The sequence below is a fragment of the Pelagirhabdus alkalitolerans genome (genome assembly GCF_900096905.1).
GTDB classification, from domain to species: domain Bacteria; phylum Bacillota; class Bacilli; order Bacillales; family Amphibacillaceae; genus Pelagirhabdus; species Pelagirhabdus alkalitolerans.
The window spans coordinates 18937-32938 of the sequence record NZ_FMYI01000002.1 but is presented as its reverse complement, the minus strand read 5'-3'; the positions used below and the strand labels follow the sequence as shown (position 1 = coordinate 32938).

The 14002-nt window shown below is 35.9% G+C and carries 18 protein-coding genes; 12 read left to right on the top strand and 6 right to left on the bottom strand.

The window, feature by feature from the left end; all coding sequences use genetic code 11:
• The first annotated feature begins 74 nt into the window (after window positions 1–74).
• A complete protein-coding gene (locus tag BLR62_RS02345) occupies window positions 75–899 on the top strand; it encodes a mechanosensitive ion channel family protein (protein ID WP_090792672.1) in 825 nt (274 codons plus the stop codon).
• Between the two features lie 135 nt (window positions 900–1034).
• Here the strand turns inward: BLR62_RS02345 and BLR62_RS02340 are convergent, their stop codons facing one another.
• From BLR62_RS02340 to cbpB, 3 genes are all read right to left on the bottom strand, one after another.
• Window positions 1035–2159, bottom strand: coding sequence for an N-acetyldiaminopimelate deacetylase (locus BLR62_RS02340; RefSeq protein WP_090792670.1), 1125 nt, complete (start codon window positions 2157–2159; stop codon window positions 1035–1037).
• An 80-nt stretch (window positions 2160–2239) separates the two neighbouring features.
• Complete coding sequence (gene dapD, locus BLR62_RS02335) at window positions 2240–2959, bottom strand: 2,3,4,5-tetrahydropyridine-2,6-dicarboxylate N-acetyltransferase (protein ID WP_090792667.1); 720 nt, start codon at window positions 2957–2959, stop codon at window positions 2240–2242.
• Window positions 2960–3025: 66 nt separating this feature from the next.
• Window positions 3026–3499, bottom strand: a complete 474-nt coding sequence (cbpB, locus tag BLR62_RS02330; protein WP_090792665.1) for a cyclic-di-AMP-binding protein CbpB — start codon at window positions 3497–3499, stop codon at window positions 3026–3028.
• A 221-nt stretch (window positions 3500–3720) separates the two neighbouring features.
• On the opposite strand from cbpB, the gene BLR62_RS02325 reads away from it, so the two are divergent.
• Window positions 3721–4179: a YkyB family protein gene (locus BLR62_RS02325; protein WP_090792662.1), complete on the top strand. Its 459-nt coding sequence runs from the start codon at window positions 3721–3723 to the stop codon at window positions 4177–4179.
• A 1-nt stretch (window position 4180) separates the two neighbouring features.
• On the opposite strand, the gene BLR62_RS02320 is transcribed toward BLR62_RS02325, so the two are convergent.
• Window positions 4181–4504, bottom strand: coding sequence for a hypothetical protein (locus BLR62_RS02320; RefSeq protein ID WP_090792660.1), 324 nt, complete (start codon window positions 4502–4504; stop codon window positions 4181–4183).
• Window positions 4505–4571: 67 nt separating this feature from the next.
• Here BLR62_RS02320 and BLR62_RS02315 point away from each other — a divergent pair, with 67 nt between their 5' ends.
• From BLR62_RS02315 to spoVAE, 9 genes are all read left to right on the top strand, one after another.
• Window positions 4572–5732 (top strand): aminotransferase A, encoded by a 1161-nt coding sequence (locus BLR62_RS02315; protein WP_090792658.1) that lies wholly within the window; start codon window positions 4572–4574, stop codon window positions 5730–5732.
• 90 nt (window positions 5733–5822) lie between these two features.
• Complete coding sequence (gene lepB / locus BLR62_RS02310; protein ID WP_090792656.1) at window positions 5823–6353, top strand: signal peptidase I; 531 nt, start codon at window positions 5823–5825, stop codon at window positions 6351–6353.
• Window positions 6354–6368: 15 nt separating this feature from the next.
• Window positions 6369–7508, top strand: a complete 1140-nt coding sequence (locus tag BLR62_RS02305; RefSeq protein WP_090792655.1) for a zinc ribbon domain-containing protein — start codon at window positions 6369–6371, stop codon at window positions 7506–7508.
• A gap of 18 nt (window positions 7509–7526) precedes the next feature.
• The gene (locus BLR62_RS02300; protein ID WP_090792653.1) at window positions 7527–8651 is read left to right on the top strand and encodes a S1C family serine protease; all 1125 of its coding nucleotides are present in this window, start codon (window positions 7527–7529) and stop codon (window positions 8649–8651) included.
• A gap of 74 nt (window positions 8652–8725) precedes the next feature.
• Window positions 8726–9418, top strand: a complete 693-nt coding sequence (locus tag BLR62_RS02295; RefSeq protein WP_090792652.1) for a hypothetical protein — start codon at window positions 8726–8728, stop codon at window positions 9416–9418.
• A gap of 96 nt (window positions 9419–9514) precedes the next feature.
• Window positions 9515–9970, top strand: a complete 456-nt coding sequence (locus BLR62_RS02290) for a hypothetical protein (RefSeq protein ID WP_090792650.1) — start codon at window positions 9515–9517, stop codon at window positions 9968–9970.
• Between the two features lie 16 nt (window positions 9971–9986).
• Window positions 9987–10436, top strand: coding sequence for a stage V sporulation protein AC (spoVAC, locus tag BLR62_RS02285; protein ID WP_090792648.1), 450 nt, complete (start codon window positions 9987–9989; stop codon window positions 10434–10436).
• Window positions 10433–11443: a stage V sporulation protein AD gene (spoVAD, locus tag BLR62_RS02280; protein ID WP_090792646.1), complete on the top strand. Its 1011-nt coding sequence runs from the start codon at window positions 10433–10435 to the stop codon at window positions 11441–11443. Before spoVAC ends, spoVAD begins: the two co-directional genes overlap by 4 nt.
• A complete protein-coding gene (spoVAE, locus tag BLR62_RS02275) occupies window positions 11443–11793 on the top strand; it encodes a stage V sporulation protein AE (RefSeq protein WP_090792644.1) in 351 nt (116 codons plus the stop codon). Before spoVAD ends, spoVAE begins: the two co-directional genes overlap by 1 nt.
• Window positions 11794–11828: 35 nt before the next feature.
• Here spoVAE and BLR62_RS02270 read toward each other — a convergent pair whose 3' ends face one another.
• Window positions 11829–12806: a quinone oxidoreductase family protein gene (locus tag BLR62_RS02270; protein ID WP_090792642.1), complete on the bottom strand. Its 978-nt coding sequence runs from the start codon at window positions 12804–12806 to the stop codon at window positions 11829–11831.
• Between the two features lie 75 nt (window positions 12807–12881).
• On the opposite strand from BLR62_RS02270, the gene BLR62_RS02265 reads away from it, so the two are divergent.
• Entirely contained in the window at window positions 12882–13184 is a 303-nt protein-coding gene (locus BLR62_RS02265) for a hypothetical protein (RefSeq protein ID WP_090792640.1), read from the top strand.
• Here the strand turns inward: BLR62_RS02265 and BLR62_RS02260 are convergent.
• Window positions 13173–13685 carry a DUF6884 domain-containing protein gene (locus BLR62_RS02260; RefSeq protein ID WP_245719378.1) on the bottom strand — a complete coding sequence of 171 codons (513 nt, stop codon included), beginning with the start codon at window positions 13683–13685 and terminating at the stop codon, window positions 13173–13175. The two genes, BLR62_RS02265 and BLR62_RS02260, sit on opposite strands and share 12 nt — an antisense overlap.
• Window positions 13686–14002 lie beyond the last annotated feature (317 nt).

Genomic DNA, 14002 nt, shown 5'->3' with positions numbered 1-14002 from the left:
AAACGTTTAACAAATAGCCTCTATGGGTATATAATCTATCGTACACACATAATAGAAAGAGAGGTATACATACTATGGAACTCGATTTTAATTCAATCATTGAATTTGCACTTGGTGTGGGGTTACAACTCGTACTGCTCATCATTGCATATGGAATTGCAAATTCAATTGGTAAAAAACTCATTTCAAGTTTGTTACACAAATCAACTCAAAAACAAAACATTTCAGAAGCGAGGGTCTTAACACTTGAGAAACTACTCCTTAATCTCTTCTCTTACGTGTTGATTTTCGTCTTCATTACGATGGTGTTTGGAGTATTCAACTTATCGATCGGGCCGCTCATTGCATCTGCAGGTGTATTAGGACTTGCAATCGGTTTTGGTGCTCAAGGATTAGTAAGTGATATCGTAACAGGTTTCTTCATTTTACTTGAGAAACAAATTGAAGTTGGCGAATATGTTACGACAGCTGGTTATAACGGTATTGTTGAAGAAGTTGGTTTAAGAACAACAAAAATCAGAAGCTTCGATGGAACATTAAACTTTGTTCCTAACCGTTATATGGAGGGAGTCAGTAACCACTCAAGAGGTACAATGCGTGCCTTAGTCGATATCGGCATTAGCTATGATGATGATATTGATACAGCAATGCGTGTGGTTCAATCTGTTTGTGAACAATTTAGCCAAGACGAACGATTTACAGAAGGACCAGATGTGTTAGGGGTACAAGCACTTGGGGATTCTGATGTTGTCCTCCGTGTTATTGGACAAACTCAAAACATGGAACAATGGGGCGCAGAGCGTGACATGAGAAGAGCGATTAAGTTAGCATTTGATGAAAATGGTATTGAAATCCCATTCCCTCAACAAGTGACGCATTTGAAAAAAGAAGAATCTTAATAATAGGTTTCGCCATTCAAGTTTGTACTTTGTTCCACTAAGTTGATAGTAAAGATGATAAAAAATTAAGCGGCTTAAGCCGCTTAATTTTTTATGTCACATGCTTTTATACTTATACATAGATCAATCATCATATTAGTTTATTTCTATATGTCTTATTGTTCTTTCTACAATATCTACTCCTACAGATAATGCTTCTTCATCAGGATTGAGCCGACTTTGATGTAGACCATATTCTGAATCGACACCTAGCCAAAACATAAAACCTGGTATTTCTTTAAGGAAATAGCCAAAATCTTCTCCAGTCATTGCTTCACTTGCATCATGCCAATTTAACGTTGATTGATCGACAATTGATTTAAATTGTTCAATAAAAGAGGCATCATTAAAGACTTGATAATAATTTGAACCGTAATCAATATCAATCTTACAATGATGGCTTTGTTCAAACCCTTTTGCAAATCGTTCAATTGCCTGTTTTATCGTTGCAATCGAATTCGCATCACCCGTTCGAATCGTTCCTTCAATTCTAGCTGTTTCACTAATAATATTTTGAACAGTTCCTCCATTGATCTTACCGATCGTGACAACGGCTTGTTCAATCGGATCCAATTGACGACTGACAATATGCTGGAGTTGTGTCACAAATCCACTAGCAGCTAGAACCATGTCATGTGTTAAATGAGGATACGCAGCATGTCCCCCTTTTCCTTTAAAATCAATGAACAACTCGCTCGTATTGGCAAACAACATCCCCGGTTTACTTGATACGTGCCCCACTGGCATCTCAGGTGCCACATGAAGGGCAAAGATACAATCAGGTTTAAGTTCTTTAAAAATCGTAGATTCTAAAAGAGGTTGGGCACCACCAGGCCCTTCTTCAGCTGGTTGAAAGATAAATAAGACATGATCATTGACTGGTTCTTTACTCAGACGATTTAATGCACCTAAAGCAATCGTCATGTGAAAGTCATGGCCACATGCATGCATATAACCCTCATGTTCAGATTGAAATGGAAAGTCTGTATCTTCAGTAATCGGCAAACCATCTATATCTGCACGATAACCAATCGTACCCTTTGGCTCTTTTCCATTCACCTTGACTAAAAGGCCTGTCTCCCACTTATAAACAGTTAAATGCGTTTGATCCATTTCAGCAATCTTTGATAACAAATAGGCTTGAGTCTTCGTTTCTTTAAAACCAATCTCTGGTATCTTATGTAGATCTCTTCTTATTGTTACTAGTTGATCTTGATCCATCTTTATCACACTCACTTTAAATTAATCTATAGTCAATTAATTTAAAAAAACAGGAGAGACACTCTCCCCTGTTTTCTTTATTAATTATCTAATTTACGTAATGCTTGCATGACTTCTGTTTTGGTTTTCGTTTGGTCATCAATTTCTTTTAACACACGCGCTGGTGTACCTGCTACAACAGTGTTTGCTGGCACATCTTGTGTCACAATCGCACCAGCTGCCACAACAGCACCTGCACCAATTGTCACGCCTTCTAAAACAACTGCATTCGCACCAATGACAACTCCGTCTTCAACAACGACTGGTTTAGCTGAAGGTGGTTCAATAACGCCTGCTAGAACAGCACCTGCACCAACGTGACAGTTCTTCCCTACAGTGGCACGGCCTCCTAGTGTTGCATTCATATCGATCATTGTACCTTCACCAATAACAGAACCAATATTAATCATGGCACCCATCATGATCACGGCTTGATCACCAATGCTGACTTGGTCACGAATGACAGCACCAGGTTCAATACGTGCATTCACATCTTTTAAGTCAAGTAACGGAATCGCTGAATGACGACGATCATTTTCTATCACATAATCATCGATTTGATGACTGTATGTAGATAACACCTCTTCTATAACTTTCCATTCCCCAAATAAAACACCTGTTGTTTCTTCAACAAATGATTGTACATCTCCACCAAAATCAATCTCATTTAAGAGACGGCCTTTAATATGCACTTTTACAGGTGTTGATTTTTCACTGTTTGAAATAAACGAAATAATTTCTTTTGCATCCATCATTTCCATTTTAATAGTCCCCCTTCATTTGTACTGTTTTATACTTTATCAAATCAATCTTAAAATTGACAAGTATTACTTTTCACCTTCACTCAGTTCGGTAAATAACTCTTTATTAACGTGAATGTATTTATTCAACTGTTTTAGTATTTCTCGTCTTGTTACAATACCATCAAAATTACCTTCTTGGTCTACTACACATAAAAACGGATGGTCTAGTACATTTTTTAAACACGTTAAAAAATGATCCGATTTGTTGACACTAGGTATATCCCTCATCAGAACATCTTCAACTGTCACTTCAGATAACCGTTCCATTTCGAAACGTTCTAAGCCTAAAATCTCATTTAAAATAGCGTTCTTCCCGATAATACCTTTAAACTTATAACGGGTATCTAATACAGGTATAGCAGAATATCCTGATGTTACTAGAATAAGCAATGCATGCTCTAGTGGGTTATTCAATTGTACGTGCGCTACCTTTTCAGACGACACCATTAATGACTCTGCTGTCATTTGCAACAAAGGTAAATCTTTAATATGTTCCATTTGACACTCCCCTTAAAAATCAATTGAAGGAAGATATTCACGTTCATTTACCAACTATTATTTTATCATATTTTAGTAAATAAACGAAATTATTTAATACGAGTAAAAAATTAGTTTGAGTTTTGACGGGGAAAAATACAAATTAAATAGTTTTAAATAAAGATTCATGCTAAAATAAACGTGTAAACATAGACATGCGCTTATGAGGAGGGTTTTATTTCGTGGAGTATCAAGTAAGCGAAATTGCAAGGGCTATATTTATCATAAACCGGCATGCCAAGACGGCTCTAAATCCGAAAGAACTATATAATATGAAGAAACAAGCAATTGATAAATTACTTACAGAACAACAAGCTAAAAAAATTGGGTTGCATTACTCACAAAAACCGAAATTCAGCAAACAACACTCAACAGTGCTTGTACAAGTCGCTGATTACTATTTTCACGTCCCACCTAGTAAACAAGATTTCAAAACGGTTCAACACTTAGGGGAGCTTGATCAAACGTTTAGAAATCCTAAGACAAAAATGTCACTTAACCAAGCCAAACGTGTTATTTGTCAGTATTTAGGCATCCCCTACAACAACAAAAAACATAAACCACATACGCATTCAAATTATACACCATCATCTCTTGGTAAATGGAATTATTCATATTATAATCATAAAAGGCATAGATGATCTATGCCTTTTGTTTTGCTTGAATGCGTAAGAATACTTTGCGATAAAGAATGGAAATCATTAGTACAAAAAAAGACAAACTAATGCTATAAAACAAAACATCTTTTACAATGTCTCGCTCGAATAAAATAACCATCACTATATAAGCAATCGGAATACAAAGTGACAAAGACAATAGCAGGAATAAGCGTTTTTTTATTAACCACATTTGAACAACATAAATGACTATAAAAATAACAAGCCATAAGCAACTTAAGTAAATTAAGTCTAAAAGAAACGGATCTATTCCTAAAATCAATAATTGCTGGTAGAGCTTATCAAACATGGATCGCACCTCCTAAATACAAGGTGCCCAACTCAAAAAAATTTATACGCGGAGGTTTCAATAGATTATGGACGAACTTATAAATTCAACAGTAAACAATATAAAACTATCAGGTATACGAAAATTCTTTAATCTTGTTAACGAAAAAGACGGTATTCTTTCATTAACAATTGGTCAACCTGATTTCACTACCCCTAGTATCGTTAAACAGGATGCAATACAAGCGATTGAACAAAACAAAACAACGTACACAAGTAATGCAGGATTACCTGAGCTTAGACAAGCTGTTTCTGACTATATGAACGAAAAATACAAAATCAATTATGACAAAGAACACATTTTAATTACAGTCGGTGCTTCTCAAGCAATTGACATCGCTTGTCGAACAATTCTATCAAGCGGTGATGAAGTGATTTTACCCGATCCTGTATACCCAGGCTATCAACCATTGATTGAATTAGCTGGTGCAACACCAATTCATGTTGATACGACGAACACAAACTATAAATTGACTGCTTCACTAATTGAATCTCATATTAATGATAAGACAAAATGTGTCATTTTACCTTATCCCTCAAATCCTACTGGTGTTTCTCTATCTGAAGATGAATTAAGAGAAATTGCTAATCTGATTCAGAAATATGATATTTATTTAATAACGGATGAAATATATTCTGCCTTAACATATGAAGATGAACATTTTTCAATTGCTCAAATTGATTCCATTAAAGATCGAGTTATTGTCATTAATGGTTTGTCAAAATCACACGCTATGACAGGTTGGCGAATTGGTTTCCTACTCGCTCCTGAGCATTTAGCCACGCATTTTACGAAAGTCTTGCAGTATAATGTGTCTTGTGCAAGTTCAATTAGTCAATACGCTGCCCTTTCTGCTGTAACAAAAGCAAAAAATCAGCCGGATGTTATGAAAGAAAGCTACCGTAAGAGACGTGATTACGTATTGGAACGCCTGCATCAAATGGGTATAAAAACTGTCTATCCTGATGGTGCTTTTTATGTCATGTTCGCTCTTTCAACTGAAAAATCTACATTTGACTTAGCGCTTGATCTTGTGGAATCTGCTCAACTCGCGCTTGTGCCGGGAGATGCGTTTGGTCAAGCAGGTGAAGGCCTATTAAGACTTTCGTATGCATATAGTATGGAAACACTAAAAACAGGCCTTGATCGTCTCGCGACTTATGTTGAAATTAACAATAACCAATCATAATAAAATCTTTTTTACACTTTAATTGTGAAAAATATGGTAAAATACACTTAACGCGTCTTTTTTGTCGTGTTATTTAGGAAGGGATTTCGCATGTTAAAATCATTACGAAAAGCAAAGATTTCTAAGACAATCCTTTTACTTACGATCTTATTCGTTTTAGTCAGTATTCGGTTATTCATTTTCGAACCCGCACAAGTTGTAGGGCACAGCATGGCTCCTACAATAGAAGATGATCAATGGATCCTTATGAATCAATTATCATTCTCTAAAGACAAACCAAATCGTGGAGATGTGGTTGTTATTGATTTGAGTGATCAAATCTACATTAAACGTGTTATTGCATTACCGAATGAAACAATAAGAATTCAAGATCAACAACTATTCATTGATGGTCTTCCATACCAACAAAATTTCATGACTGATGATCAGCGCTTTTGGACACATGACATTGAACAAACGCACGTACCGAGTGAACATTACTATGTGCTCGGTGACAACCGGAAGTTAAGTCGTGATAGTCGCGATAGCTATACTTCATTAGGTTTTATTCACGAATCAGACATTTTAGGAAAAGCTCAAATGGTAATCTACCCGTTTAACGAGTGGAAATTTATCTATTAAAAGAAGGTGATTGTAATGGGCTACTGTCCACATTGCGGATCTGAAGTGTACCCCGATGAAACGTTTTGCATTCATTGCGGGGAAAAGCTTCCAGACCAACTAGAAGATCGACTTCACACCAAGAAATGGTCCATACGATCATTTATGATACCTCTTTTACTCAGTGGTATCATGATTATTACAAGTATTATCATTGTATTTTTTAATCATCACCAACAAACTGAAGCCCTCACCTATTATCAACATGCAGAAGAACACATCCTTAATAAGGAGTATCAAGAAGCTGATCAGGCTTTAGAACACGCACTATCTCGTTATGATGATTTTCCACAAGCAGAAGATTTATACGAATTCACACAATTTACAACTGATGTCTTAAATGAAATGGATAATATTAATGCACAGCAGGCTCAGTTGCAGTTTCTTCAACAAGCTAAACGAGAACTTGAACGCTTTTCTGGTGAAGCCTATGATTTATTTTTAGAAGATATTCAATCGATGATCATTGATAGACAAATCAGTCATGTTAAGGATCAACTAGAAAATGACCCATCTATGGATGAATTACCTGTTATATTATGGGAAACAGAAGCAATTGATGATCCCGAAGCGTATGATTTGGCACAAGAAATTCGTGATCAAATATCTGCATATACGATTGACAACGCTAACGAGTATCTACAACAAAATCAATTTAGTGAAGCAAGAGATACGATTCAAAGTGGATTGTATTACTTACCAAATGACGATAAATTAGAAAGTTTATTAGCAACTGTGGACAGAGAACAGACCCTTTTTGAAGATGCACAAGACGATCGTATGAAACAAGCATACTCCGAGTACGAAGATGAAATGGATATTAATGAAAATCATGCGGTACAAATTAATGACCTAGAGATCAATATTGAAAACAGTCGAGTTGAAATTGCTGGAGAAGTTGAAAGTTCTGCTACCATTCCTATTCATGCGGTCAAAATTAACTATTCACTGTTAGATGATGATGAATCATCAGTTGATACTTTTGAACTTTATGTGTACCCTGAAACACTTTATCCTAATGAGATCGGACATTTTGATCACACACATTTTGATGAAGAACTTGCTAATCAGACAACTGACTATCAAATTGAATCCATTACATGGCTACTCGATTAAATACAGAAGGGGGTCTCTATGAAAAATAAAAAATCTATCTCTATAACTCTTTTCACACTCGTGGTTTTATTAATAGGAATAAGTCTCAATTTTAGCCTGTATAACGGATTGTTTAATCAAACGTTAAATGCTGAATATCAAATTTTAGAGATTGAAGAAGAGCGCTCATCAACCGATGATTTACAACATATTATTCATGAGGTTCAAAAAAGTGTTGTTCAATTAAATGTATCAACCCCCTATACCGATCGTGTAGGATCAGGATTCATATACAATTCACGTGGTGATATTATTACAAATGCTCATGTCATTGAAGATGCTGAATCAATTAATGTCACGTTAACCAATACTGAAACCTATCCAGCGGCTATTGTTAAAGTTGGAGAGGAAAAAGATATTGCTGTCATACGTGTTCCACAACTTATGAATCATCAACCGATTCAATTAGAAGAAAATGAACACCTCGTACCAGGTGAAGAAATAATTGCAGTTGGAAGTCCTTTAGGTTTTCAAAACACAGTAACATTGGGAATTATTTCCGGTATTGATCGCTCTTTTGAAATTGATGAATTTAATTATGAAAATGTTTATCAAATTTCAGCCAATATTACACACGGTAACAGTGGCGGGCCTTTAATTGATCGTCGAACAGGACGTGTCATTGGTGTGAATTCTGCTGGAATAGAAGAAAGTGATATTGGCTTTAGTATCCCAATTCCTGCTATTATTGAAGATGTGAAAAATTGGTCATCTACTACATCCAATGATGAACTGACCTTTCCTTCTGAGATCAGACCCACAACAACAAATCAAGAAGCCTTAGTAGAAGATGCTCAATATTTAATCGAGTATTTTGCGGAAAGCATTACGATGAATGATTATTTAAATGCATATGCACTGTTAGGTAGTGATAAACAAAACAATACAGATTATCCAAGTTTTAGATCACGCTATTTAGACATTTTAACCTTTGATATTATCGAGCTCACTGAAGACGAGACATCTAGCCATACCGTAACAATTAACGCTTCAATTGAATTAAATAAAACAAATGAAACAAATCAAACAGAAGTAGTTGATTACACGTTTACAGTTGGATATGAAAATGACCAGTTACGAATATTGGATTACGATCAACATTAAATTTAGGTGAATAAGGAGATCATATGAAACTTTCTGTTCTATTTATACCGTTTGCAATAATGAGTCTAATTTTGATGGGTTGTAATGATGAACCACCCATAATTGTCCAAGAAGAGATGGAAGACGAAGCAGAAGAAGAATCAATCGAATTAATTGAAGAAACTGTCGAGTCCGATTCAGAAGAAGAAATTCAGCAATTTATTGAGTTCACACTAGTCGACCGTCACATAACAGTTCATATCGATCAAATTCCGATCTTATCAAATTACTTAGCCACTCATGACAAAAGAGACGAAGCCATTGAACAAATGGAGTTAATTGATGTTGGTGGTGAATCATTTGATTCAGCCTTTATTCTTAAATTTGCTTGTGAAAATGGCACTTGTTCTTATCTTTTATTAAATACCGAGACGGAAGAATCATTATTATTAGCTGACAATGCTGCAATGTCCATTTGGGAAACCTCTTCTGATGGAGCTAAGGTATTAATGGTTTTTGAAAGAACACTAGCTGAATCGCCTTGGAATCCGAATAAACTTATGGTCTTTGATTTATCAGATTGGGCATTATTAACTGTTGAGCCATTAGACGATCAACAATTCAACTTCTCATCCTTTAGATGGCCTATTCAAGAAGTTCATTGGGTCGAAAATAATCAAATTGAATTAACAATTCCGGATGTTGAAAACCCAACTATACCGTTATTAACTGAATGGTTCGAAGACGATAATCAAAACTTATCTACTATTACTTTAGAAGTCGATTAATCATTAAAACGATCAAACATTAGTTATCCATGTTTGATCGTTTTTTTGTATAGTCTCACATTTTCTAGAAATACTACCTAAAAAGAGGTGAGACTATTGCAAAAACATAAAATATATCGATGTCTTTTTATAATGATGATGGGTGTCATGATGACGGCAGGATGTCAATCACAAGAGCAAGCTGAGGCGAATAACGAAAATATTCAGTCTGTTAAGCAAATTAACTATTCACATCCACTTCAGATGGAATTAAATGATTTACTCACCAAGGAGTTTAGCGAAGTTGAAAAATTAACGAGTATTACAAATAATAATGAACAATTAATCGCTATTCAAGTATCTCCCTTTTACCAATTTACTGAACAAGCGATTGAAGCTGATATTACCTCTTATCTTAAAACACAATTTCCAGACATCCAGCCCTCTGTATCATCTGATTACAAAATGTTTTTAGAGATTGATCGACTTAAAGCCAAATTAGAAGAAGATATTACGGATAAACAAACATTCGATCAATTATTCAAACAATTGAGTGAACAATTTAATTCTTAAGAATGGAGTTCGAACGATGTCTAAATCATACAACGATAAAGTTTATAATCACTCTCCGAAACGTCCCCTTCTCTTTAACTGCTTACGTGCATTTTTTGTTGGAGGAAGCATTTGTCTATTCGGTCAAGGTATTAGTTTTTTTTACATGTACTTTTTTGACTTTACTGAACAAACTGCCGGTGATCCAACAGTTAGTACTTTGATTTTTCTTACAATGATCGTGACAGGATTCGGTCATTATGACAAAATTGCTCAATTTGCTGGAGCAGGAACGGCAGTCCCTGTAACCGGATTTGGAAACGCGGTTATATCAGCTGCCATTGAACATAAAAGCGAAGGATTCGTACAAGGCGTTGGTGGGAATATGTTTAAATTAGCAGGATCTGTTATTCTTTTCGGTGTATTTTCTGCCTTTTTAATTACAATCATAAAAACACTACTACTTGAACTAGGGGTGATCGGATGAAAGTAAGTCGTCAAAGCTGGCAATTTGAGAACACACCATCAATCCGCTCATCCGCTACAACCGCTGGCCCTTTTGAAGCAAAAAGTAAAATCGCACACAAAATTGATTTATTATATCGAGATCTTTATATGGAGCAATCCAGTTATGAAAAAGGACATCAACGTATGATTGAAGATGCCGTTAACATCCTATTACGAAAGGAAAAACAAACAAAAGATGCAATTGACTTATTTATTAGTGGAGACTTAATTAATCAAATGACACCTACGAATTTTGCAGCAACTAAACACTCGATTCCGTTTATTGGTCTGTTTAACGCCTGTGCTACAACTGTAGGTTCACTTGCACTTAGTGCAGCTCTTATCAATGCTCAACTAGCAGAAAGTATTATCACAGGTGGGTCTAGTCACTATGCTGCTGTTGAAAAACAATTTCGCTATCCCAATGAATACGGTGCTCAAAAACCGCCTACTAGTCAATGGACGGTAACGGGTGCTGGTTTTGGTTTAATCTCACATCAAAAAGGAGATGCAATCATAAATCGGGCGACGATCGGCAAGATTGCTGATTACAAGCAGACAGATCCTTTTAATATGGGTGCTGCAATGGCACCAGCTGCATATGATACGATTACCACCCATCTTAAAGACTTCGGTTTAAGTTTAACCGATTATGATGTCATAGTAACCGGCGACCTTGGTCAAATCGGTCAAGCTATATTATTTGATATGTTAGAAGATAACGGTTTTGCTATTGATCGATCAACCTTTATTGATTGTGGACTTTCAATATATAACGACGATCAAAACGTATTCGCAGGAGGAAGTGGAAGTGGTTGTTCGAGTCTCTATTTATACAGTCATTTACTCGATATGATCCGATCAAATGAAATTTCTCAATGCTTAATGATCGGTACAGGTGCACTTCTCTCTCCACTTTCTGCTTTACAAAAGCAGACAATCCCAGCGATTGCACATGCAGTTTCAATAAAAGGAGCGAGTTTGTGATGGTATTTTTATGGGCTTTTATCGTGGGTGGTCTCATTTGTGTCATTGGACAACTCATTATGGATATCTTTAAACAAACCCCTGGTGCAACATTAAGCATACTCGTTGTACTCGGTGCTGTGTTAGATGGCGTTGGCCTTTATGAGCCATTAATTGATTTTGCAGGAGCCGGTGCAACTGTTCCCATCACAAGTTTCGGTAATGCGCTTGTGCACGGGGCCTGGACTGAGGTTGAAAAAAACGGCCTTATTGGTGTCGTGACTGGTATGTTTGAGGTAACAAGTGCGGGTATATCTGCTGCCATTATTTTCGGTATGATTGGAGCTATCTTATTTAAACCAAAAGGGTGAGCCACCCGAAAAAGTCGCTCACCCTTTAAGCTATTTTAAAATTTGACAGCAATTTTTCCGAATTGCTTACCTTGGTCTAAGTAATTAAAAGCTTGGTCCATCTCATCAAATGAGAAAACTTGATCAATAACCGGATGAATTTGATGCACGTTAACAAATTCGATCATTTCTTTTAGCTCTTCAACACTACCTAAAGTCGAACCGAGAATTTGTTGTTGTTGATAAAAGAAGGTTCTCACATTAAATGAGACGACATCGTCAGTTGTGGCACCAAATGTAACAAGGCGCCCTCCTTTTTTTAAAACAGCTAATGACCGATTAAATGTTGCTTCCCCTACACTATCAATAACTAAATCAACGGTTTCATTCTTTAAAACTTCCTTCCAATCAGTGTTTGTATCAATACATAAATCAGCACCAATTTTTTCAGCTTTTGAACATTTATCTTCTGACCTTGAGGTGACAATGACTCGTGCACCAAGTGCTTTAGCAAATTGAATTAAATACGTAGCAACGCCGCTTCCTGCACCTGGTATAAACACGGTCTCATCTTTTTTTAATTCACCTTTTGTAAACATCGCCCGATATGCTGTTAAACCAGCCAAACTAAATACAGATGCTTCCTCAAAACTTAAATGATCGGGCTTTAGCTCTAAATAATCACTGTCTACACAGTAATACTCGCTAAATGTTCCATGATCCGGAAGACCAACAATTTGTAGAGTGTCTGGTGAAGTGATACTATTCTCAAGCCATCCCATACCAGGATTCACCATCACGGCGTCACCTTTTTTAAATCGAGTGACGTCATCACCAACAGCTTCGACAATACCAGATCCATCTGATCCTAAAACAAGTGGTTCTGGATGCTTGCCTCTTTTATTTTTTATCATTAGATCACGTCGGTTTAAACCAACACTTTTCATTTTCACTAACACTTGATTTTCTCGAACACGAGGCTGCTCGATTTGATCGAACATGTATGACTCGCCTTTATGCACGTAAGCCTTCATCTTCATTCTCCTTTCGTTATCTATTGAAGATTAAATGTGTTTCATCCATAATAAATTGTAGAAAGGATGAAATCTATGTCTTCAGATACGATTATGCAATTAAATTATAGCCAAACTGAACGTGTGATTCAACATGGTCAGATTAAACAAAACACCACATACTATTCTATTATATTGAAACCAAATGAATTGATTGTTCGAGATAAACATTACCCATTGACTCAAATTTATGACATTAGCTATAGACATCTATCATCTTCTCTTTATTTGTTTTACCTTTACACAGCAAGTGGTGTCCTCACCTTTAACACTTACGAAAACCCAAAACACTTTAAAGAAGCTGTTCAAACACAAATAAAAACCAACTTATTTCTCTAAATATTGATTAGGCAACGGCCGTTTGTTATCTATAGCGCATTTTAATCGTTTTTGCATATCCCCTATTCCTCGCGTCCCAAGCAACGGTGTGTTTAGCTTTTTTAGGTCGACGATTTGTCTGAGTACATTCAAATGTTTTTGACCTGTGAGCACAATCCACTTGTCATATTGATCGAGTTGCTTTTCTTTAATCTGTTTTTTTAAAGCTTCATTTGATATGATCCCATCATTTTTCATTCCAAATGTGAGATCGTAATTTTCTTTTATGATCTCATTTCGAGAACGAAATCCGTGTTTTGCTGATAAAATAACCCAGTCTGTGGCAAATTGTTCTGCATAGCCCCTCGTCAATCGATGCAGGTTGCCAATGTAAACATCTTTCACTTTCGCTGAGCCATGATACGGATATTTGTCCCAAATTTTACGTTTACCACAAGGCAAAATCGCTAGTGTCTTCACTTTCAGCCACCTTTCTTTAATAAACATTTGATGTAGATTCATCTACTAAAGATCATAACATGATACCTATTTCTTTTCTTAATCATTTGATTTTTAAAAGAAATACAAAAAATCAGAAAATTTTCACTAAACCTGTTGACCATTTCTGAAAATGATTGTATTATTATCGTCAACCAACATATTAAATATTGATTAGCACTTTTAGCTGGTCAATTTTCAGAATTATCATTCTACTAAAACACAATAAATTAAATCGATGATGAGATAAAAAGTATAAGTGATGCGTATTTACAGAGAGCCGGGGTTGCTGGAAGCCCGGAAATACACCTTATTCTGACGTCGTCTTGGAGTGTTGAGTT